Source organism: Arsenicibacter sp. R0_47 (assembly GCF_057652235.1).
The window spans coordinates 143,972-163,845 of sequence record NZ_JBYFCJ010000002.1; the positions used below are offsets into that span (position 1 = coordinate 143,972).

General features: G+C 51.9%; 18 protein-coding genes. 8 read left to right on the forward strand and 10 right to left on the reverse strand.

Translation table 11 applies throughout. The features are described from left to right. Window positions 1-2: 2 nt before the first annotated feature. Both AC23NW_RS04000 and AC23NW_RS04005 read left to right on the forward strand, forming a co-directional pair. Window positions 3-866, forward strand: coding sequence for a helix-turn-helix domain-containing protein (locus AC23NW_RS04000; RefSeq protein WP_487447879.1), 864 nt, complete (start codon window positions 3-5; stop codon window positions 864-866). A gap of 117 nt (window positions 867-983) precedes the next feature. Continuing rightward, a complete protein-coding gene (locus AC23NW_RS04005; protein WP_293839406.1) occupies window positions 984-1,358 on the forward strand; it encodes a DUF983 domain-containing protein in 375 nt (124 codons plus the stop codon). Here the strand turns inward: AC23NW_RS04005 and AC23NW_RS04010 are convergent. Together AC23NW_RS04010 and AC23NW_RS04015 are read right to left on the reverse strand one after the other, a co-directional pair. Then, window positions 1,345-3,015, reverse strand: a complete 1,671-nt coding sequence (locus tag AC23NW_RS04010) for a hypothetical protein (protein ID WP_487447880.1) — start codon at window positions 3,013-3,015, stop codon at window positions 1,345-1,347. The two genes, AC23NW_RS04005 and AC23NW_RS04010, sit on opposite strands and share 14 nt — an antisense overlap. Before the next feature lie 16 nt (window positions 3,016-3,031). Next, entirely contained in the window at window positions 3,032-3,907 is an 876-nt protein-coding gene (locus AC23NW_RS04015) for an ABC transporter ATP-binding protein (RefSeq protein ID WP_487447881.1), read from the reverse strand. A gap of 406 nt (window positions 3,908-4,313) precedes the next feature. On the opposite strand from AC23NW_RS04015, the gene AC23NW_RS04020 reads away from it, so the two are divergent. Both AC23NW_RS04020 and AC23NW_RS04025 read left to right on the forward strand, forming a co-directional pair. Further along, on the forward strand, window positions 4,314-6,764 hold the full coding sequence (locus AC23NW_RS04020) for a TonB-dependent receptor (protein WP_487447882.1): 2,451 nt from the start codon (window positions 4,314-4,316) through the stop codon (window positions 6,762-6,764). An 83-nt stretch (window positions 6,765-6,847) separates the two neighbouring features. Continuing rightward, entirely contained in the window at window positions 6,848-7,744 is an 897-nt protein-coding gene (locus tag AC23NW_RS04025) for a DUF4249 domain-containing protein (RefSeq protein WP_487447883.1), read from the forward strand. Between the two features lie 74 nt (window positions 7,745-7,818). On the opposite strand, the gene AC23NW_RS04030 is transcribed toward AC23NW_RS04025, so the two are convergent. Then, window positions 7,819-8,832, reverse strand: a complete 1,014-nt coding sequence (locus AC23NW_RS04030; RefSeq protein WP_293840219.1) for an aspartate-semialdehyde dehydrogenase — start codon at window positions 8,830-8,832, stop codon at window positions 7,819-7,821. A 347-nt stretch (window positions 8,833-9,179) separates the two neighbouring features. On the opposite strand from AC23NW_RS04030, the gene AC23NW_RS04035 reads away from it, so the two are divergent. Together AC23NW_RS04035 and AC23NW_RS04040 are read left to right on the forward strand one after the other, a co-directional pair. After that, window positions 9,180-11,927 carry a family 78 glycoside hydrolase catalytic domain gene (locus AC23NW_RS04035; protein WP_487447885.1) on the forward strand — a complete coding sequence of 916 codons (2,748 nt, stop codon included), beginning with the start codon at window positions 9,180-9,182 and terminating at the stop codon, window positions 11,925-11,927. A gap of 74 nt (window positions 11,928-12,001) precedes the next feature. After that, a complete protein-coding gene (locus AC23NW_RS04040; protein WP_487447887.1) occupies window positions 12,002-12,889 on the forward strand; it encodes a sugar phosphate isomerase/epimerase family protein in 888 nt (295 codons plus the stop codon). A gap of 84 nt (window positions 12,890-12,973) precedes the next feature. Here AC23NW_RS04040 and AC23NW_RS04045 read toward each other — a convergent pair whose 3' ends face one another. The 6 genes from AC23NW_RS04045 to rpmG all read right to left on the reverse strand — a co-directional run bounded on the left by AC23NW_RS04045 (window position 12,974) and on the right by rpmG (window position 15,732). Then, window positions 12,974-13,495, reverse strand: a complete 522-nt coding sequence (locus AC23NW_RS04045) for a hypothetical protein (protein WP_487447889.1) — start codon at window positions 13,493-13,495, stop codon at window positions 12,974-12,976. After that, window positions 13,488-13,862 carry a HEPN domain-containing protein gene (locus AC23NW_RS04050; protein WP_487447891.1) on the reverse strand — a complete coding sequence of 125 codons (375 nt, stop codon included), beginning with the start codon at window positions 13,860-13,862 and terminating at the stop codon, window positions 13,488-13,490. The genes AC23NW_RS04045 and AC23NW_RS04050 overlap by 8 nt, the downstream gene beginning before the upstream one ends. Beyond that, window positions 13,831-14,190 carry a nucleotidyltransferase domain-containing protein gene (locus AC23NW_RS04055; protein WP_487447892.1) on the reverse strand — a complete coding sequence of 120 codons (360 nt, stop codon included), beginning with the start codon at window positions 14,188-14,190 and terminating at the stop codon, window positions 13,831-13,833. Before AC23NW_RS04055 ends, AC23NW_RS04050 begins: the two co-directional genes overlap by 32 nt. 16 nt (window positions 14,191-14,206) lie before the next feature. Beyond that, window positions 14,207-15,172, reverse strand: coding sequence for a signal recognition particle-docking protein FtsY (gene ftsY / locus AC23NW_RS04060; RefSeq protein ID WP_487447893.1), 966 nt, complete (start codon window positions 15,170-15,172; stop codon window positions 14,207-14,209). Window positions 15,173-15,315: 143 nt separating this feature from the next. Further along, window positions 15,316-15,471 (reverse strand): DUF4295 domain-containing protein, encoded by a 156-nt coding sequence (locus AC23NW_RS04065; RefSeq protein ID WP_083422194.1) that lies wholly within the window; start codon window positions 15,469-15,471, stop codon window positions 15,316-15,318. Between the two features lie 78 nt (window positions 15,472-15,549). After that, window positions 15,550-15,732 carry a 50S ribosomal protein L33 gene (gene rpmG / locus AC23NW_RS04070; RefSeq protein WP_071506206.1) on the reverse strand — a complete coding sequence of 61 codons (183 nt, stop codon included), beginning with the start codon at window positions 15,730-15,732 and terminating at the stop codon, window positions 15,550-15,552. Window positions 15,733-15,918: 186 nt separating this feature from the next. On the opposite strand from rpmG, the gene AC23NW_RS04075 reads away from it, so the two are divergent. Both AC23NW_RS04075 and AC23NW_RS04080 read left to right on the forward strand, forming a co-directional pair. After that, on the forward strand, window positions 15,919-17,142 hold the full coding sequence (locus AC23NW_RS04075; protein WP_293840202.1) for an NADH-quinone oxidoreductase subunit D: 1,224 nt from the start codon (window positions 15,919-15,921) through the stop codon (window positions 17,140-17,142). After that, complete coding sequence (locus AC23NW_RS04080) at window positions 17,132-17,794, forward strand: HupE/UreJ family protein (RefSeq protein ID WP_487447896.1); 663 nt, start codon at window positions 17,132-17,134, stop codon at window positions 17,792-17,794. Before AC23NW_RS04075 ends, AC23NW_RS04080 begins: the two co-directional genes overlap by 11 nt. Window positions 17,795-17,816: 22 nt before the next feature. Here AC23NW_RS04080 and AC23NW_RS04085 read toward each other — a convergent pair whose 3' ends face one another. After that, window positions 17,817-19,643 carry a sensor histidine kinase gene (locus tag AC23NW_RS04085; RefSeq protein WP_487447897.1) on the reverse strand — a complete coding sequence of 609 codons (1,827 nt, stop codon included), beginning with the start codon at window positions 19,641-19,643 and terminating at the stop codon, window positions 17,817-17,819. Between the last annotated feature and the right edge of the window lie 231 nt (window positions 19,644-19,874).

Here is a 19,874-nt window from a genome sequence, read left to right on the forward strand (position 1 = left end):
CTATGTCAGTTCCAGTCTATTCGCTTCAGGCGTTTCAGCCCCCGATGGTTGAAACGCCTTTTTACATGACCCGCCTCGAAAAGCTGGTGCAGGAGTTTAAAGGCATCGATAAGCCGCACTCGCACACCTTCTACCTCGTCATGTGGATTAGTGAGGGAAGTGGTACACACACCATTGATTTCAGGACCTACGACATTGCACCCTGTCAGCTCTACTTTCTGACGCCGGGGCAGGTGCACAGCTGGGAGCTGTCGCCCGACACAAAAGGCTATAATCTCTTTTTTGACGCCAGTTTTTTCCGGACGCGCTTCGGCAACCGGCTCTATCAGTATCCTTTTTACCATTCCCATCAGCATGAGCCGCTGATTGATGCGGCCGGTCAGCAAGCCTTTCTCCGTGATTTGTACACGTATGCTTACCGGGAGTATGAACAGCAGCTGCCCAACCGGGCGGATGTGTTTTTGTCCTACATCCATATCCTGCTCGAAACCGCCAACCGGCTATACAGTGAACGCTGGATCGGGCCGGATACACATCTGTATGACCGGGTCCGGCAGTATGAAGAGTTGCTGGAAGATCAGTTTCTGACGGTGCGGGATGTGCAGACTTACGCTGAACAAATGAGCCTGAGCCCCAATTACCTGAACCAGATCTGTAAGAAAGTGGTCGGGAAAACGGCCAGCCAGCTGCTTTATGAACGCGTCCTGATTGAAGCGCAGCGGCTGCTGACCCATACGTCCCGCTCGGTTAAGGAGATCGGCTATCAGCTGGGCTTTGAAGACCCGTCCTATTTTGTTCGCTTCTTTCGCCGGCAGGCCGGTCAGACACCGGCTGAATTCAGAGCCTCGCTTCAGGTAAACCGTTGATTTGTACCATGAGATCGTTGGTCTGTCCTTGATGCCGCAGCAGGGGTAAAGTACCTTTGTATCAGCAGTCAGGCCACTGGTTGACCCGACTGCTGAAGACCTTAATTCCTGAAAGCCATGCTGAAAGATAGCCCGTTATATAGCGTTTTATACAACAAGTGTCCTCGTTGCCACGAAGGCGACTTCTTTGTAAAGTCCAGTGCATTTACCCGCAAGTTCGACGAAATGCACACACATTGTCCGCACTGCCACCTGTCATTAATACCTGAACCTGGTTTTTACTGGGGCTCAATGTTCGTGAGCTATGCGTTTTACACTGCGTTTACGGTGATTGCCTTTTTGGTGTCTGTCGTATGGCTGAACGTCGATGTCGATTATTTTCTGATCGGGCTGGTACCTGCCCTGATTGTGCTGACGCCTTACTTTTTCCGGTTGGCGCGCCGTACCTGGCTGACATTCTTTGTCTCGTATAAACCCGTTACGACACCGTAAATTTTTCCCGGTCTGCGTTGCGGATGCGAAGGAGCAACACGTAGGCAATACCGGCCATAACCGGAATGCCGGCCCAGACACCATAAGGGAGTTTACTTAGTCCCCAGTGCATGGCGCCTAATACGGCAACCATCATCATAATCACCAGGGTGCGGGCTACGTTCGCACCCTTTGTCATTTCGCCGACCGGCGACGAAAAGGGCAGAAAATAGCCATTGCCGATGGCGTAGAGAAAGGCAATGCTGATGTTGACAAACGTGGTCAGCAGTACATCGTCCAGTGATTTTAGCCCGCCCACGTACAGCACATAGGCCGATACTACGACCTGAACCGGCAGCAGCAACTGAATGATGGCTGCTTTTACCGCGCCCAGCATGACCTGACCAGGCTCTTCCAGCGGGGTGCTCACAAAGACCCACGCTGCCTTATGCTGGTCAGAATAGCGGAGCAGGCTGATGGCATTTCCCAGCAGTAAGGTACAGAAATATAAGGGCAGAACAGAGGCGAAGGACGTACCGATATCGCCGTCGTCAAGGCTCCCGCCTGTGCGCCAGACAAACATAAAAAATAAGACAATCATGTACCCGATCGACGGATAGGCCCTGAGCTTAAACTGGCGGTCGCGCAGCATTATCCGCCAGGTAAGGGCAAAACCGGCCGCCTCGAGCGGGCTGCCGGTAAACCATTGCGCAAGCTGGTCGCTGCGGCTGGCAGTCTCCGGCTGAATAGTTCCGCTGTGTTGGGGTCGTGCATCAACGTCGATAGACGCAATGCGCTGGTTGTAGAGCGGGGTCAGATAGGAAACGGTGACCCACAGCCCGACAAAAGGCGTCAGCACGGCAAGGGCCAGCAGGGAAAGGTGAAGCGGGTCGAAAACCGGCGTCAGGAAGGCTTCCATCGCTCCGCCGAACCAGACCGGAGGCAGCAGATAATGCCACCACTGCACACTAAGCTGAATCAGATTATCCGTGGCGCTGATCATACGCGGCAGAACCTGATAACCCGCGTAGAAAAAAATGGCCACGATAATCTGCACATACATAATCGCCTCCCGCAGCTTTTCTTCGCTTGTAAAACGCATCAGCAGCAGGTAGAGCAGGCTGGTCAGGAAGATAATCAGCAAGGCGCTCAGCAGCATAAAGACCGTATAGAGCAGGCTATAGCCGATGCCAAACCGGATGGCAATGACAACGGCACTGGCAATGGACGCCGCCATCGACATCAGCAGCAAATACAGGCAGATATGGGTAATGCGCGCAATCAGCAGCGTGCGGCCGTTGACCGGACACGGCAGAATGATGGCATTGTCGGACGAATCGAGCAGTACGGAGGAGAAGTCGCTGATCAGCGCCATCCCGATCAGCAGCATCGGGATCGCAAACGAAAAGCTGAGGGCATAGATCGGTGCCTGATTATAGACGCCGATCAGGACCACACAACCGAATGAGCCCATAAACGCATAGAGCAGCAACATGAGCCAGAAGCTGTTGGAGCGGTCTTTTTGTTTATGCTGCTGTTGTCCGAACGCTGTATACGTCCGTCGGTTGTCGAGGGTAATTTTCAGGGCCACGATGGCCTCTACCTGATCCGGATCAGCGCCGAGCCTCCGGAAGAGGGGACGCATCCAGGACAGGATCATGAGCAGTAAACCTTGCATATAGCGGAATGGCGGGTTATTGGTTAATGGTCTGTACAAACGCACCGGCAATGGAGGCCTGTTCGTCGTTGCCGGTCAGCCGGGTAAATAACTGTTCGAGTGAACCGCTGGTGCGTAGTTCCTTGAGCTCCTCAAAACTGCCGTTGGCAATAATCTGTCCCTGATTAATGATGACAATACGGTCAGAAATCCGTTCGACAACGTCCATGATGTGGGAGCTGTAAAAAATGGTTTTACCGCTGTCGGCCAGCTGCCGGATGATTTCCTTGACCAGTACCACGGCATTGGCGTCGAGGCCCGAAAGCGGTTCGTCGAGGAAAACCACGTCAGGGTTGTGAAACAGGCCCGAAATAAGCAGTACTTTCTGCCGCATGCCTTTCGAGAAGGTGGTCATGCGGTCGCTGGCATTGCCTTCGAGGTTAAAAAGCCGCAGCAAATCCATAGTTCGGCGTTCGACCATGGCCGGATCGAGCTTATGGAGCTTACCGATAAACTGTAAATACTCCAGCGGGGTGAGGGAGTCGTATAGAGAAGCCAGTTCCGGTACATAGCCGATCCGCCGTTTGATTTCCAGAGCGTCCTTACGTACGTCCATGCCCAGCACCGAGGCCTGCCCCAGAAAGTCCGGAATAAGGCCGATCAGAATTTTGATCGTTGTGGACTTACCGGCACCGTTCGGCCCGATGTAGCCGATTACCTGTCCTGCCGATACGCTCAGGTCAATCCCTTTCAGGATATGGGTGGAGCCGTAGTATTTTTCAAGCTGCTGAAGTTCGATAACAGGAGTCATGATGCGATGCGTGTAGAGACGCAAATCCTGCGTCTCGTGTAGAACGTTATAAAGCACAAATATGGCTTCTGTTTTCGATATACCCGCGTAGAGACGCAACATCTTGCGTCTCATTTTTGACAGTATAACGCATTGATGCCGGGCAACATCCTGCGTCTCATTTTTGACAGTATAACGCATTGATACCGGGCAACATCCTGCGTCTCATTTTTGACAGTATAACGCATTGCCCCCACTCAGCATCCTGCGTCTCGTTTTTGAGCGTATTGACGGCCACGCAGTATCTTGCGTCTTACATACGGTTTTGTTTTTGCTGTAGCTGAGACGCAAAATATTGCGTCTCTACCTGTGGTCAATGAATTGATATAATAGTCTTGCTGAATTATATTAATATGCTGATATAGTGTTGAATAAAAAAGTGTAACCCGTTCGGGACTTGTGCATTTAGTTTCCAATATCTTTCATTATTTTTACTAACGTAACTTGTCCTATATAGAATAACTATACAATGGGTGTAAAATCTACGCTCTTTGCCGTAATTGTGCTCTTTTGCAGTGCGTTAACGATGGCACAATCGCCCCGGAAGATCAGTGGGTATGTGCGCGACCGTGAAAGCAACAAGCTGCTGGCGAATGTAAATGTGTACACAACCGCCAGCCGTCAGGCCGATCGCCGGCAGTACGCAACGACAACGGATGCCGGCGGGCACTATGTCATCAACCTCCCTGACCCGCAGGCCGAAGCCAGCCTGACCCAACCCCATCCCGTTGCCAGCCCTGATCTGACGCTGCTCTTTTCACTGGTTGGATACGAACCGCAGGCAAGGGCCGTTTCTGCCACCACAACGCTCGATGTGTGGCTGATGGCCGGACAAACACTTCAGGAGGTGGTGATCAAAAGCTCAGTGGCTGCTCCGAAAATCAGTGAACTGGCCAATATGAGCCAGATGAACGTTCCGGTTGATCAGCTGGCAAAAATCCCGGCACTGCTGGGCGAGCGGGATGTGCTGAAAGTTATTCAACTCATGCCCGGGGTGCAGAAAAGCTCGGAAGGCAGCACCAATATGTATGTCCGGGGCGGCGGACCGGATCAGAACCTGTTCCTTCTTGACGATGCCATTGTCTATAATCCCAGTCACTTGTTCGGCTTTTTCTCAGTGTTTAACGGCGATGTGCTCCGCAACGTCTCGCTGACTAAAGGCGGCTTTCCGGCCAACTACGGCGGTCGGCTGTCGTCGGTTATCGAAACGACCATGAAGGAGGGGAGCAAGGACCGGATCCACGGCCAGGGCAGTGTCGGGGTGATTGCGTCGCGGTTTACGCTCGACGGGCCGATTGCCAACGGTAAGGCTACCTTTCTGATTTCCGGCCGGCGGAGTTATTATGGCTTGTTATCGTCACTGATTCAGCCAAAAAAGCCGGGCAATATGGTGTCGAAAACGTACTTCTACGACATCAACATGAAATTTACCTGGCAACTGACCGACCGCGATAAACTAAGTCTGAGCGGCTATACCGGCTACGATGATTTCACCAGTAGCCGGTCTCAGAACACGACCAGCTATAAATCGGTCCTGAACTGGGGCAACCGGGTAGGAAATCTCCGCTGGCAGCATCAGTATACAGACCGGCTTACCTCAACGGCCTCGCTTGCCTGGAGCAGCTATCAGCTTGAGGTGGGCAATCAGGAGAGTATCGCCTTTGACTCGCTCAGCCGTGTTTTTCAGCTGAAATACCTGTCGTCCATCCGTGATCTTACGCTTAAATACGACTGGAACTGGTCGGCCGGTAAAACGCATCAGCTCCGGTTCGGGGTGGCAAGTACGTGGCACCAATTCAAGCCGGGAGCAGTCGTGCAGGATGCGTCGGGTGATGCGGAGATGGGTGGCGTACAAGTGACCAATGCGGTCGAAAGCGGGCTGTATGCCGAAGACACCTGGTCGCCGAATGCCCGCTGGCGGATACAGGCCGGTTTGCGGATAAGTCACTATGCCCATCCTGAAGTGCAGTTTCTGCGGCCGGAGCCGCGGGCATCGGTGGCGTATGTGCTGCCGCGCCAATGGTCATTGAAGGCGTCGTATGCGCGCATGAACCAGTACGTTCACATTCTGTCGAACACGGGTCCGGGGCTGCCGACAGACCTTTGGGTACCGACCACCAGACAGGTGAGTCCCCAGCAGTCGGAGCAGGTGGCTGCCGGCGTTGCCAAAGACATTAGTACCAGATCGGGGCAGCGGGGCTTCACGCTGACCGTTGAAGGCTATTACAAGCGCATGAACCAGATCATCAGCCTGCGGCAGGGCGCGACGTTCATGAACCCACTGAGCGGTAATGCCGGCTGGGAGCAGAACATAACCGCCGGACGCGGCTGGGCGTATGGCACCGAAGTGATGCTCCAGAAACAAGCCGGTCGTCTGTCGGGCTGGCTTGGCTACACGCTGTCGTGGACGAAATGGCAGTTCGATGAGCTAAACAACGGCAAGGTCTTTTTCCCGCGTTACGACCGGCGGCATAACCTGTCGGTGGTAGGCATGTATGATCTCGGCAAGCACCTGCGGGTGTCGGCCATCTGGGTATACGGCACCGGCCAGGCATTGACGCTGCCGCTTTCGCGCTACATTGTTAATACCAACAAGGTGGTGCCCGGCCCGACGACCGGTACGGAGCCGTCAACCAGCCGGTTAAACAAAAACGTTACCGTGCGCGATTATGGCGATCTGAACAGTTTCCGGACTGAGCCCTACCACCGTTTAGACCTCAGCTTACAGTACCAGCGGCAGGGGCGGCGGTTTGCTTCAACCTGGGAAATCGGGGTGTACAACGCCTACAACCGGGCGAATCCGTTCTACTATGCCATGGAAAGTGAGAAAGATCCCGTCACCAAAGTAGCCAGAACGGTACTCCGGCGGTATTCCCTGTTTCCGGCAGTTCCGTCACTGAGCTATTCGGTTAAATTTTGATTTTTGCCACGTAGCCAGCTAAGGGTACAAGGAACTTATTATGATATACAGCGTTCGCGGAACCGCAACGCACTCAATTACAGATGAAAAACATCGTTTTCGTTATACTCCTGGCACTGGCAGGATGCCGTCCGCAGATTGAAGAAGAGGTCGTGCTGGGTAACCTGGATCAGCAAGGGTCAAAGCTGGTGGTGATGGGGTTTCTCTCCCCGCAGGACTCTGTGCTGACCGTTAAGGTGAGCCGGTCGGCCCCGTTGGGTGGTACATTCAACGGTAGTATTCTGACAAATGCCACAGTCCTCTTGTCGGATGGAAAAACATCCGCAAAACTGACCTACAACAGCAAGGAAATGTATTATGAGGTCAGCGCCCGTAAGCTGCCGGTCAAGGCCGGAGCCAGCTATACAGTCACTGTGACAAGTACAGAGGGGCAGCGGGTGCAGAGCCGCTGTACAATCCCGGAGGCAGTTACCTTATCAGCCGTGCGGCTCGATTCGGCAAGCAGTGGCGGACAAAAACAATACCTGGTCGGGTATCAATGGCAGGATAGCGGTGAGCAGACCCATTATTACCAGACCGCCGGGGCGTTTCAATACATCAAGAGCACGGCACCGGCAACCAGCTGGGAGAGTGTTCCGGTGCAGTTTGGTACGCAGGCCAATCCGGCCGATTTGCTGAGCAGTCCGGCGGGCAAAGCGGTGTTGATGCAGTCGGCGGACGGACTTGTCAGCACCGAACCAGCGAAGACAGCGGGCGGGGAGGTGAATACATTCGCGAAGGCGTTCCGGCAGGCCCAGCTGACAGCTGTCTTGCTGCATATTGATGAAACGTATTACCGCTTTCAGAAGTCGGTCAATCTGGCGGCTGCCACCAATGGCAATCCGTTTGCCGAGCCGGTATCAATCCCGTCGAATATCGACGGCGGGCTGGGCTGCTTTGCGGGGTATAACCGCTCGACCGTGCGGGTCAAACTGAAATAAACCGTCAGGCTGTCAACTAAAACGGGCCGCTACCAATCCGGTAGCGGCCCGTTTCTATAGGGAACCATGATTACTTACGCCACTACTTCGGCTGCGTTAATCAGATCGTGTTTTACCAGGTATTCGGCAATCTGAACGGCGTTGGTAGCCGCTCCCTTGCGAAGGTTGTCGGCAACAATCCACAGGTTCAGCGTATTTGGCTGGCTTTCATCGCGGCGGATACGGCCTACGAAAACCTCATCCTTACCGTGTGCTGTCAGCGGCATCGGGTAGATTTTGTTCTGCGGATCGTCCTGCAACACAACACCTTCCGCCGAGCTCAGTAATGAACGTACCTCGTCGAGCTCAAAATCGTTTTCAAACTCGATGTTCACCGACTCCGAGTGACCGCCGATGGTCGGGATACGAACCGTCGTAGCCGTTACGCGGATCGAGTCGTCGCCCATGATTTTGTTAGTTTCCTTCACCATCTTCATTTCCTCTTTGGTATAGCCATTGTCGAGGAATACGTCGATGTGCGGCAGCACGTTCAGGTCGATCGGGTGCGGGTATACTTTCGCCACACTTTCGTCGCCTGTACGCTCAGCGAACAGCTGGTCAACGGCCGCCTTACCGGTACCGGTCACTGACTGATACGTCGATACAACAACACGTTTGATTTTATATTTTTCGTGGAGTGGTTTCAGCACCACCACCATCTGAATGGTCGAACAGTTCGGGTTGGCAATAATCTTGTCTGCGGCAGTAAGCGTGTCGGCGTTTACTTCAGGCACCACCAGTTTTTTGGTCGGGTCCATGCGCCATGCCGATGAGTTGTCGATCACGGTGATACCCGCTTCGGCAAACTTCGGTGCCAGGGCCAGCGATGTACCGCCACCTGCTGAAAAAATGGCAATCGCGGGTTTGGCAGCGATGGCATCTTCAAAGCTAACGACCGTAAACTGTTTACCCTTAAACGTAACCTGTTTACCTACCGAACGCTCAGAAGCGACCGGAATAAGTTCTGTTACGGGGAAGTTACGTTCTTCCAACACCTTCAGCATCTCGCCACCGACCAGGCCGGTAGCCCCTACGACTGCGATTTTCATAATTTTTCAGTTACTTATTTAAGAAATTGACCGCAAAAGTACAGATTTTTTTTAACAGTCAGCATTTTACGGAATAATTTAACCTGTAATTCAGGAGGAACCACGAAGACATGAAGGCGGTAAGGAGCACAAAGAAATACTGTATGTATATGTCTGGCTTAACCAAAGCTTCGTGCTGCGTTGAACCACGAAGACGGGAAGATGGTAAGCCGCACAAAGAAAGTCGTTATGTGGGCTACCTTCTTGCACCAAAAGCTTCGTGCCACTTCCTGCCTTCCCGCCTTCGTGGTTTAAGTAGGACGGTCATAAATGGTTCTTTGCTCATTGATTTTCTATAGCAAACCCCCATGAAAAAAACAGCGCTTTTCTCCTTTCTTTTCTATGTGATCCATACGGTCGTATGGGCGCAAACAGGTGTACAGCATCTGCGCTGCGAAAACCTGTCGAATCCGCTCGGTCTGGATGTGGTACAGCCGCGATTTAGCTGGCAGCTGACATCGCCCCGCCGGAATGTGCTGCAAACCGCCTATGAAATCCGGGTAAGCACCGACGAAAAAACACTGGCGAAGGGCGCTGTCTGGAATACAGGGAAGGTCGCGTCGGATTCATCCGTACACGTTGCCTATGCCGGTAAACCCCTGCAATCGGGCGAACGGTACTACTGGCAGGTGCGGGTCTATGACAACGCCGGACAGGCGTCGGCCTGGAGTGCACCGGCCTGGTTTCAGATGGCACTGCTCAAAGAGACCGACTGGAAGGCGAGCTGGATCGGGCCGGGCTACGTCGAAGACAGTACGCTGCGCCCAAGCCCGATGTTCCGCAAGGAGTTTACGGCCTGTAAGCCCATCCGGAAGGCAACTGCTTACATGACCGCTCACGGTATGTACTGGGCCCAACTCAACGGCGAACGGGTCGGCGATGCGTTTCTGACGCCTGGCTGGACTGCCTATGGTAAACGACTGCAATATCAGGTCTACGACGTAACAAAGCTGCTCAAGCAAGGCCCGAATACGATTGGCGTGACGCTGGGTAGTGGCTGGTACCGCGGGTTTATCGGCTTTAGCAACCAGAAAAACTACTTCGGTAAAGATGTGGCCCTGCTGTGTCAGTTAGAGATAACCTACTCCGATGGCACCACCGAGCGTATTGTGTCGGATAATAGCTGGAAATCAACGTCGGCGGGTCCAATCCGGTCGTCGGAAATCTATAACGGGGAAATTTATGATGCGCGGATGGAGAAAGACGGCTGGAACCGTACAGGCTATAAGGACGCTGACTGGTCGGGCGTACGGGTGCATGACTATGCTAAAAACCACCTGGTTGCTACCTATAACGAGCCGGTCCGGAAACGCGAAACGTTTCAGCCGGTTAAGATTATGCGGACACCAAACGGGGAGCAGGTCGTTGATTTCGGCCAGAATCTGGTGGGCTGGGTTGTTGTCCGCGCTACCGGGAAAGCAGGCGATACGATTACACTGTCGCATGCCGAAGTCCTTGATAAAAAAGGCAATTTCTATACCGAAAACCTGCGGGCTGCTGTCTGCCAGAACAAATATGTGCTGAAAGGAAAACCGGCCGCCGACGGCTTCGAGAAATTTGAGCCGCATTTTACCTGGCAGGGCTTCCGCTACATCAAAGTCGAAGGGATGAGTGAGCTGAAACCGGAAAACTTCCTGGCCGTGGTGCTTTATTCCGATATGAACCTGACGGGGCAGTTCACCTCATCCAATCCGTTGATCAATCAGCTTCAGAAAAATATTCAGTGGGGGCAGCGCGGTAACTTTCTCGACGTACCAACCGACTGCCCGCAGCGCGACGAGCGGCTTGGCTGGACGGGCGATGCACAGGCCTTTTCACGAACCGCAGCCTTTAATTTCGGCGTAGAAAACTTCTTTGCCAAATGGCTGAAAGACGTGGCTGCCGATCAGCTGCCGAATGGCTCGGTGCCGTTTGTGGTGCCCAATGTTCTTGGTAAAGGGGCCGTGGGCAGTACCGGCTGGGCCGATGTAGCCACGATTGCGCCGTGGAATATGTATCTGGCGTACGGCGACAAGCGGATTCTGGAACAGCAGTACCCAAGCATGAAAGCCTGGGTCGGCTACATGCAGAAAGAAAGCAAAAAAGATGCGGCCGGGTCGCCGGTCTGGGCCTCGGGTTTTCATTTCGGCGACTGGCTTTTCTACCGCCCGTTCGACGATAACGACGGCCGTGCAGCGGTGACAGACAAATACCTGATCGCGCAGTGCTTTTTTGCCCATTCAACGCAGTTGCTGATCAATACAGCGAATGTGCTGGGCAAAACAGACGATGTACAGACTTACTCACGGCTGTTGCAGGAGGTGAAGGATGCGTTCCGGCGGGAGTACATGACGCCGAACGGGCGGCTGGTGTCGAGTACGCAAACGGCCTATGTGCTGGCCCTGAATTTTGACATGCTGCCTGAAGACCTGCGGGCGTCAACCGCCCAACGCCTCGTTGATAACGTAAAAAGTTATGGCAATCACCTGACAACGGGCTTTTTGGGAACGCCTTACCTCTGCCATGTGCTGAGCCGGTTCGGACACGACGATGTGGCGTATGCCCTGCTGATGCAGGAAAGCTACCCATCGTGGCTGTATCCGGTGAAGATGGGGGCAACCACCATCTGGGAACGCTGGGACGGGATAAAACCGGACAGTACGTTCCAGACACCGAGCATGAACTCCTACAACCACTATGCATACGGCGCTATCGGCGACTGGATGTATCGGGTTGTGGCCGGTCTGGACACAGAAGACGATGGCCCCGGCTATCACAAAATCCGGATTCAGCCGCATATCGGCGGTAAGCTCACGGCCGCTAAAGCTGATTTGCAGACGCCGTATGGGTTGGCGGGTTCAGGCTGGAAAATCGAAAACGGTAAACTGACATTGGACATCGACATTCCGGCGAATACCACGGCAAAGGTGTATATCCCTGCTACCGGTGTCGATGCCGTGCAGGAGGGAGGTAAGCCTGTTAGTGCGGCCGAAGGTGTTAAGCCGATTGGTCAGGAAAAGGGATATGTAATTCTGCAGGTAGGCTCCGGAAAATATCAGTTTACGGCAAACCGTTAATTGTACGTAAAGACTGAACTTTTTGTACCTTGCAAGGATTTTTTTGACCCGTTTATCAAATTCCTTAACATACTATGATGCTGACAGAAAAAATTTCGCGGCAGAGTTTCCTGAAAGCCGGTGCCCTGGCCCTGGCTTCGCCTCTGCTTTTCAACCTGGATGCGCAGGCCAAAGCGCCTAAGAATATTGGTTTACAGCTCTATACACTGCGCGACCAGCTGCCGAAAGATCTGGAAGGAACGCTGAAAAAAGTGGCTGACCTGGGCTATAAAGAAGTCGAAACGTTTGGTTATTCCGACGGTAAGTTTTTCGGTAAAAGCCCGAAAGAGTTTAAGGCTATCCTGAGCGGTTTGGGCCTGAAAGCTGTCAGCGGCCATTACCTGGCTGGTGTACAGATGCCGAATATGAAAGGCACCCTGAAAAACGACTGGGAACGGGCCGTTGCCGATGCCGCTGAACTGGGTCAGAAATACATGATGTGTGCTTACCTGTTCCCCGACGAGCGCAAGAAACTGGACGATTATAAGGGCTATGCGGAGTTGTTCAACAAAGCTGGTGAAGTCTGCAAAAAGCACGGTATTCAGTTCGGGTACCACAACCACGATTTTGAATTCATGTCGCTCGAAGGGCAGATGCCGTACGATATTCTGTTGAGCACCGACAAGAAACTCGTGCAGATGGAATTAGATCTTTATTGGGTAGTATATGCCGGTAAAGATCCGGTTGAGTTGTTTAAGCAAAACCCGGGCCGTTTCCCGTTGCTGCACTTCAAAGACGTTGCGAAAACCGAAAAGCGGGAGTTTGCCGAAGTTGGTACCGGCTCAATTGATTTTCAGCGTATCCTGAATAACAGCAAGCTGGCTGGTATGAAGCACTTCTTTGTGGAGCAGGATGTGTGTAAACGCCCGCCGCTGGAGTCGATTGCCATCAGTATTGAGAATGTGAAGAAGCTGAACGCGTAGCCGTTTTCTATTAACTTCCAGGAACAGGGCCGCCAGGCGGTTTAAACCGCCTGGCGGCCCTGTTCCTGGAAGTTAACAAAACTATCAGAACGCCGCCTGATGCGATATCGTAATCTCCGTTTGTGTGATCTTACGGGTTGTTACGCGTACAGGGAAAATACGGTTTTTATCATCGAACTGATTGGCGTATAAGCCCTTTGGTTCGCGGACGAGGAGGGAGTAGACGCCAGGCGCTAAACCGTAGGCGCAGAACTTGCCGCTGCCGTCGGATTTAACGGTTTTAACCGGTTTGACGCCGGTAACCGAATCAATAAAGCCTTCACTGTTCATCGGCGCCTGCTGCATGGTCAGAACCGGATAGATCAGTACCTCGCGGACGACCCGTTTGCCGTTGCTGCTCTTCGGGTCTTTTCCGTCTTCCGTAATTCGTGGCATCTGGTTGCCCCTCAGTTCAGTTACCGTACCGCAAATGCCCTGGAGGGGTTTACGTTTGCGCTTCACGGGTGTCTGTGCAGAGGCCGTCCAGACGAGTCCTGCCAGTAAACCCAATAAAATAAGCCAGGCCGACAGATTGCAGGCCCAACGGGACGTGCAGGTGTTACGCATAGTTGCTTTTTACGAAATTCAGAAAATCCTCAGCTTTTTGAATACACATATTGATCTCTTCCTGCGGAAACTCACCATCTACATCATAGTCAACAATTTGACGGTGGTTAAACAGCTCATTGAAGTCATCCTTGTAACGCTCAGCGATTTCACGGGTCTTTATGAAATGAAGCGAAAACATCTCACGCGCAGAAGAATGCCTTTTGGTAACAATATTCTTGTCTGCCAGCAAACCACGAACCAGCCAGAAGTAGCAATAGTAACTGGAGCTTATTGCACCATTCGGAAATGGCGTTGCCGCAAGGACTTTGGCGTTTTCAAGATACCCCTCGGCCTTACGTATGCTGAAAATGAGATCTTCGCTCATAGATTGCCAGCCCGTCTTTTTTTACCTGACGATGAAAAAGCCGGTTTGTATTCATGAATTGGGTATAGGCCATAACGACGACTGACACATCAACCGACGTATTGTCGAAATAATGGCTAAGCACGGAAGCGTATCGGCTGACTTCTTTATGAGGAGAAACAGTATGATCTTCCAGAAGAACCAGATAATCTACATCTGAGCCTTCCTGAAAATCGCCCCTTGCGTAAGAACCATACAGTATGATGCTGGCTAACCGGTCTCCGTAGAGTTGTTTCAGCATATCAGTCACGTCGCTATTGACGGAATTAATATCCGCTACAGTCGCCATAATCAGTCTGTTTACATCACTTCTTAAAAAACGAATCCACAAACTCCATCTTGCTGAAGGTTTGTAAATCTTCGATTTTTTCGCCGACGCCAATGTATTTCACCGGAATCCGGAACTGATCTGAAATGCCGATCACTACGCCACCTTTGGCGGTACCGTCTAGCTTGGTGATGGCCAGGGCCGTGACATCGGTTGCTTTCGTGAATTCAGTCGCCTGGATAAATGCGTTCTGACCGGTTGAGCCGTCAAGCACCAGCAACACCTCATGGGGGGCCTCGGGCAGGAATTTCTGCATAACGCGCTTGATCTTGGTCAGCTCGTTCATCAGATTGACTTTGGTGTGCAGACGCCCTGCTGTATCGATAATCACGACATCGGCCTGCATATCAACCGCTTTCTTTACCGCATCGAAGGCTACTGCCGACGGGTCGGTGTTCATACCGTGTTCAATTACCGGTACACCTACGCGGTTACCCCACAGCTTCAGCTGATCGACAGCCGCTGCGCGGAATGTATCACCGGCACCGAGAACAACTTTATAGCCCCGTTTGTGGTACTGAGCGGCCAGTTTGCCGATTGTCGTGGTTTTACCGACGCCGTTAACCCCTACCACCATAATGACATAAGGTGTTTTCGTGGCCGGCAGGGAAAAATCATCCTGAGTGGGTGTGTTTGTTTGTTTATCAACGTCAGCGAGGAGGGCTGCAATCTCTTCCCGCAGAATCCGGTCGAGTTCGTCGGTACCCAGGTATTTATCGCGGGCAACGCGTTCTTCAATCCGGCGGATAATCTTTACGGTGGTTTCAATGCCAACGTCTGACGTAATCAGTATTTCTTCCAGCTCGTCCAGAACTTCATCGTCTACTTTTGACTTACCGACAACCGCACGGCCAAGTTTGGAGAAAAAACTTTCCTTTGATTTCTCCAGCCCTTTGTCGAGCGATTCTTTTTTTTCTTTCGAGAAGAAACCGAATAGTGCCATTGTTCAGTCCGAGGTTAATATGTAGCAGCTTTTGGTTGACTTGCAGCGGGGCGACGGCCCGTTTACTGCTGCAATGTTCAACAAAAATACAATAAAAAAAGTCCCTTCGGGGGACTTTCATGTGCGTACAGGTTGATTAAGAACTAGCTTTTCAGCGCGTTCTGTACGTCGTCAACCGGAACCATTTCTTCCTTGAAGGTATAAGCGCCTGTCTTAGGCGACTTAACGGCCTTGATGATTTTAGCAAAAGCCTTACCGTTGTCCTTCGTCTTCAGGGTTGCAACTACTTTCTTTGCCATTGTTCGACTTGGTTAGATTGCAGTGGGAGTGGCTGGTAATCAGAATACTGGTTACAAACCACTTGCCACTATAACAACTTATTTAATTTCTTTGTGTAATGTTACCCGCTTCAAGAATGGGTTATATTTCTTACGCTCGATACGAGCCGGCGTATTTTTGCGGTTTTTCGTGGTAATATACCGTGAGATACCAGGTACACCGCTGTCTTTTTGCTCTGTGCATTCCAGAATTACCTGTACTCTATTGCCTTTCTTTGCCATTTCTGTACGTCATTTTCCCGATAGGAGCGCAAAGATAAGCAAAAAGCCATACTATCCCAAAAAGTTTTCAGAAAATGTCATGAGCGTAAGCGCCTTATAGCCAGCATGACTGCATCTGCGTATAACTTACGGAGTTAACTCGTCATTCTTGCGCCTGAGGCATTACCTTTGTCGGATTGAAAGCGTATGGCAACACAAACTACGATTGAATACGAATACGCGCCCGGTCACTTGTGGGCATCTGAACCGAATGCGTATGATGCCGCTCGGTTATCGGAAGGGCAGATGATTCTGAACATGGGTCCGCAACACCCGTCTACCCACGGCGTTTTGCGGCTCGAAGTCGTAACGGACGGCGAAATTATCGTTGATGCCGTTCCGCATATCGGCTATCTCCACCGCTGCTTTGAAGCACATGCCCAGTCGCTGCCATTTAACCAGACTATTCCTTTTGTCGACCGGCTGGATTATCTGGCTGCCATGAACGGGGAACATATCTGGGCCATGGGGGTCGAAAAAATGCTGGGTATTCAGGGGGATATTCCGCTGCGGATTGAGTATATCCGCGTGCTGATGGCCGAACTCAACCGGATTGGTTCTCATTTTATTGCCATCGGTACCTATGCGCTCGATATTGGTGCCTATACGCCGTTTCTGTGGCTGGTCCGCGACCGTGAGCACCTGCTCCGCATGCTCGAATGGGTAAGCGGTGCCCGCATGCTCTACAATTATATCTGGGTGGGTGGCCTGTTTTACGATCTGCCCGTAGGCTTTGAAGAACGTTGCCGCGAATTTGTAGCGTATCTCAAGCCCAAACTTAGAGAACTGGAGCAACTGGTGATCGAAAACGAGATTTTTGTCAAACGTACGGCCAACGTCGGGATTCTGCCGCTGCCGGTGGCGATCAACTACGGTTGTACGGGGCCGGTGCTGCGCGGGTCGGGCCTGCGGTATGACCTGCGCCGGGTAGACGGGTATTCGGTCTATCCGGAACTGGAGTTCGATATTCCCGTCGGTACCGGACAGGCGGGGACAGTAGGTGACTGCTGGGACCGTAACTACGTGCGGGTGCAGGAATGCCGGGAGTCGCTCCGGATTATCGAGCAATGCCTCGACCGGCTGACAACCGACCACAAACGGACCCGCGATTTTGACCCGCATGCTATTCTGCCGAAAAAGATCCGCCCGAAAGCGATGGATATTTACGTACGCGGGGAAAGCTCAAAAGGCGAACTGGGGTTCTTTTTCCGGACCGACGGGCGTTCGGATGTGCCGGTACGGTGTAAGTGCCGCGCCTGTTCATTCCACAACCTGTCGGTAATCAGCGAGATTTCGAAAGGAACGATGATTGCCGATCTGATTGCCATTCTCGGTTCACTGGATATCGTAATGGGCGAGATTGACCGGTAGCCCTGATAACGACTCAACCAAATACTATAAAACTGCATACATGTCTGATTTTTTTATCTATCTGGGTCTGGGCTTTGATCACATTACCGATCCGGGCGGCTACGACCATATCCTGTTTGTTATTGCGCTGTGTGCCATTTATACGCTGCGGCAATGGAAGCAGGTGCTTATTCTGGTAACTGCCTTTACCATCGGACACTCCATTACGCTGGCGCTGGCAACCCTGAAACTCATCAACTATAATACGAAGGTTATTGAACTGCTGATTCCGGTTACGATTCTGATCACGGCCGTGTCGAATTTCTTTTATCAGGATCGCCGCAGTCCGTTTGCCACCCGTACATCTCAACGCGATAGCTTACGTTATGCACTGGCGCTGCTTTTCGGGCTCATTCACGGGATGGGCTTTTCCAGCTACCTGCGGAGTCTACTGGGAACGGAAGCGGATATTGTTCAGCCACTGTTGGCCTTTAATATCGGTCTGGAACTCGGGCAACTGGTGATCGTAAGCATTGTTTTGGCCATTACCTACGTCGCTGTTGAGCGGTTACCGGTTAAAAAACACGACTGGCGGCTGATTATTTCGGGGATTGTTGCCGGTATGGCGATTTCGCTAATCCTGAATAATGAGCTGGTTGCCGGAACAAATTAAGGCAGTCTGGCCGGTACATGCCTTATGCCTGTTGCTCATAAAGGGGAAAATTCATCGTAAACACCGTGCCCTTGTCCTGATTAAACTGGTATTGGCCGGCCAGCTGCCTGACCTGTATGTCAATCAGCCGGAACCCGTAGGAGCTGGAAGAAAGCGGATTGCCCGTAAAGCCAGGGCCATTGTCACGGACGGTTACCTGCAGGGTATTGCCCTTTTCGTTAACATCTATAGCCAATGCCGGTGCCGGATGCCTGTCGAACGCATACTTGCAGGCATTGGTAATTACTTCAGTCAGGATGATGCCCAGTGGCAGGGTCTGGTCGGCAGATAGCCAGCCGGCATTGATCGCGTATACCGGTGACAATGGTCCGAAGCCATAGGTTGCCAGGATATGCCCGACTACTTCAGGGATGTATACTGATAAGTCAGCATCTACAGTGTGTTCGGGCTGAAGGTACAGCCGTTTGTGGAGTAGCTGAATGGATTGAATCCGGAGCTGGCTTTCAGACACGGCTTTCAGGGCAGTTTCGTCGGTAAGCCGGGCTGCCTGTAAGGTCAGCAGATTTGAAATGACCTGTAAATTATTGCGTACCCGATGGCTTTGTTCTTTCACCAGTGCGGCATTTTTCCGGCTGATTTTCCGGTTTTTGCGGTACAGGTGCCAGAATATGGCAACAAATACCAGCGCAACCGCTAATCCGCTGATCAAACTGGTTTTCAGGTTTTTTTCGGCTGCCAGCGCACGGTTCGTGGCTTCGAGTAACTCTTGCTGGCTTTTGATTTGTGCGTCTTTCTTTTCCGTCTCGTATACTATCCCTAACCGGGCAATGGCCGCTGTCCGGTCTTCTTTTAGCTTATTAAGCAGGTATTCATAGGCCAGTTTCTGGTAATAAAAGGCCTGTTGATAATCACCGGTCTGACGATAATAAACAACATAAGTGCTGTAAAGGAGCTGAAGCAGGGCAGGGGCATTGAACTGATACTGGTTATACTGTTTACGGGCATCATCCAGCAGAATTTTAGCCCGGCGGGTATTATTGATTCTGAGGTAACAATGAGCAAGAGCAGCCTGATTTGTGAGACCGGAGACCGTTTTCTTTAAGTACGGATACCGCTTCAACATGGTCTCATAATACTGGATAAATTGTGGGGTAGTCAGGTCCATCCTGATGAAAAAATCACTCTTGGCGGTATCTTTTTCGTTTATGATCCGAAGTTTCTGTTCCGCTAACCGGCGGTAATAGGTCGCACTGTCGCACGAAAGCCAGGGCCAGCGTACCAGAATATCCGGATTTGTAAAGTCGGTTTGATTCATGGTCTGGTAATCCCTGTAAACGCTGTCTTTGACCGGCGGCGGCGGACAGGCAGCGGCATGGATACCGGCCATCATCAGATAGGCCCTTTTCAGCGCACTGGTTGAGTCGGCAGTACGCACCTTCCGCGCCGTATTCATGGCTTTCAGAATATACTGCATGCTTTCTTCTGACATGGAACTGGACGAGTAGTGGCCGGATAGCTGAATATAAAGTTTGACCAGATCTTCGGATGGCCCCCGTTTCTCCCGAATGCGGAGTGCTTGCAGAAACCAGAACCGGGCAATCCGCTGCTCACCGGTACCCTGGTAAAATTTGGCCAGTAAATAGCAGGCTTCCCCGACCGCCTCCACATCTTTTTTTGTTTGGGCAGCCCGTAGTTCGCCAATACGCCAGTGTAGTCTTTCCAGGTCGCCTTTATCGGGTAAGTAGGCGTGGAGGGAGTCGGTAAGTGAGACAATTCCGGCAGATTGTGCCAGTAACTGGTTATAGGCGAAGAACAGAAAAAGGAATAGAAGTACAGGTAGCCGGAACATCGCGATGGGTGGTTAACGAACTGTCAAAGCTACCAGGCAATGCATGAATTGGCAAGCCTGTCTGCTTTAGAATAAAGGATATGCGGGCCGGTTCTGCCTGATGCTACAAGTTGACATACTGCACAAACAAACAATAGAACAGTATAAACGTAAACAACGTACGGTAACTTACCGCCCTACACCATATTTTCTTTAACTTCTTCGTAACTTTGTTGTGAGAAAAATTCATTA

Bases quoted from the DNA above. Each gene is read 5' to 3' on its own strand.
- AC23NW_RS04085 (WP_487447897.1), bottom strand. From the start codon at position 19,643: ATGTTCCGGCTACCTGTACTTCTATTCCTTTTTCTGTTCTTCGCCTAT.
- AC23NW_RS04035 (WP_487447885.1), top strand. From the start codon at position 9,180: ATGAAAAAAACAGCGCTTTTCTCCTTTCTTTTCTATGTGATCCATACG.
- AC23NW_RS04010 (WP_487447880.1), bottom strand. From the start codon at position 3,015: ATGCAAGGTTTACTGCTCATGATCCTGTCCTGGATGCGTCCCCTCTTC.
- rpmG (WP_071506206.1), bottom strand. From the start codon at position 15,732: ATGGCAAAGAAAGGCAATAGAGTACAGGTAATTCTGGAATGCACAGAG.
- AC23NW_RS04040 (WP_487447887.1), top strand. From the start codon at position 12,002: ATGATGCTGACAGAAAAAATTTCGCGGCAGAGTTTCCTGAAAGCCGGT.
- AC23NW_RS04030 (WP_293840219.1), bottom strand. From the start codon at position 8,832: ATGAAAATCGCAGTCGTAGGGGCTACCGGCCTGGTCGGTGGCGAGATG.
- AC23NW_RS04005 (WP_293839406.1), top strand. From the start codon at position 984: ATGCTGAAAGATAGCCCGTTATATAGCGTTTTATACAACAAGTGTCCT.
- AC23NW_RS04055 (WP_487447892.1), bottom strand. From the start codon at position 14,190: ATGGCGACTGTAGCGGATATTAATTCCGTCAATAGCGACGTGACTGAT.
- AC23NW_RS04020 (WP_487447882.1), top strand. From the start codon at position 4,314: ATGGGTGTAAAATCTACGCTCTTTGCCGTAATTGTGCTCTTTTGCAGT.
- AC23NW_RS04000 (WP_487447879.1), top strand. From the start codon at position 3: ATGTCAGTTCCAGTCTATTCGCTTCAGGCGTTTCAGCCCCCGATGGTT.
- AC23NW_RS04025 (WP_487447883.1), top strand. From the start codon at position 6,848: ATGAAAAACATCGTTTTCGTTATACTCCTGGCACTGGCAGGATGCCGT.
- AC23NW_RS04015 (WP_487447881.1), bottom strand. From the start codon at position 3,907: ATGTTGCGTCTCTACGCGGGTATATCGAAAACAGAAGCCATATTTGTG.
- AC23NW_RS04045 (WP_487447889.1), bottom strand. From the start codon at position 13,495: ATGCGTAACACCTGCACGTCCCGTTGGGCCTGCAATCTGTCGGCCTGG.
- AC23NW_RS04075 (WP_293840202.1), top strand. From the start codon at position 15,919: ATGGCAACACAAACTACGATTGAATACGAATACGCGCCCGGTCACTTG.
- AC23NW_RS04065 (WP_083422194.1), bottom strand. From the start codon at position 15,471: ATGGCAAAGAAAGTAGTTGCAACCCTGAAGACGAAGGACAACGGTAAG.
- AC23NW_RS04050 (WP_487447891.1), bottom strand. From the start codon at position 13,862: ATGAGCGAAGATCTCATTTTCAGCATACGTAAGGCCGAGGGGTATCTT.
- ftsY (WP_487447893.1), bottom strand. From the start codon at position 15,172: ATGGCACTATTCGGTTTCTTCTCGAAAGAAAAAAAAGAATCGCTCGAC.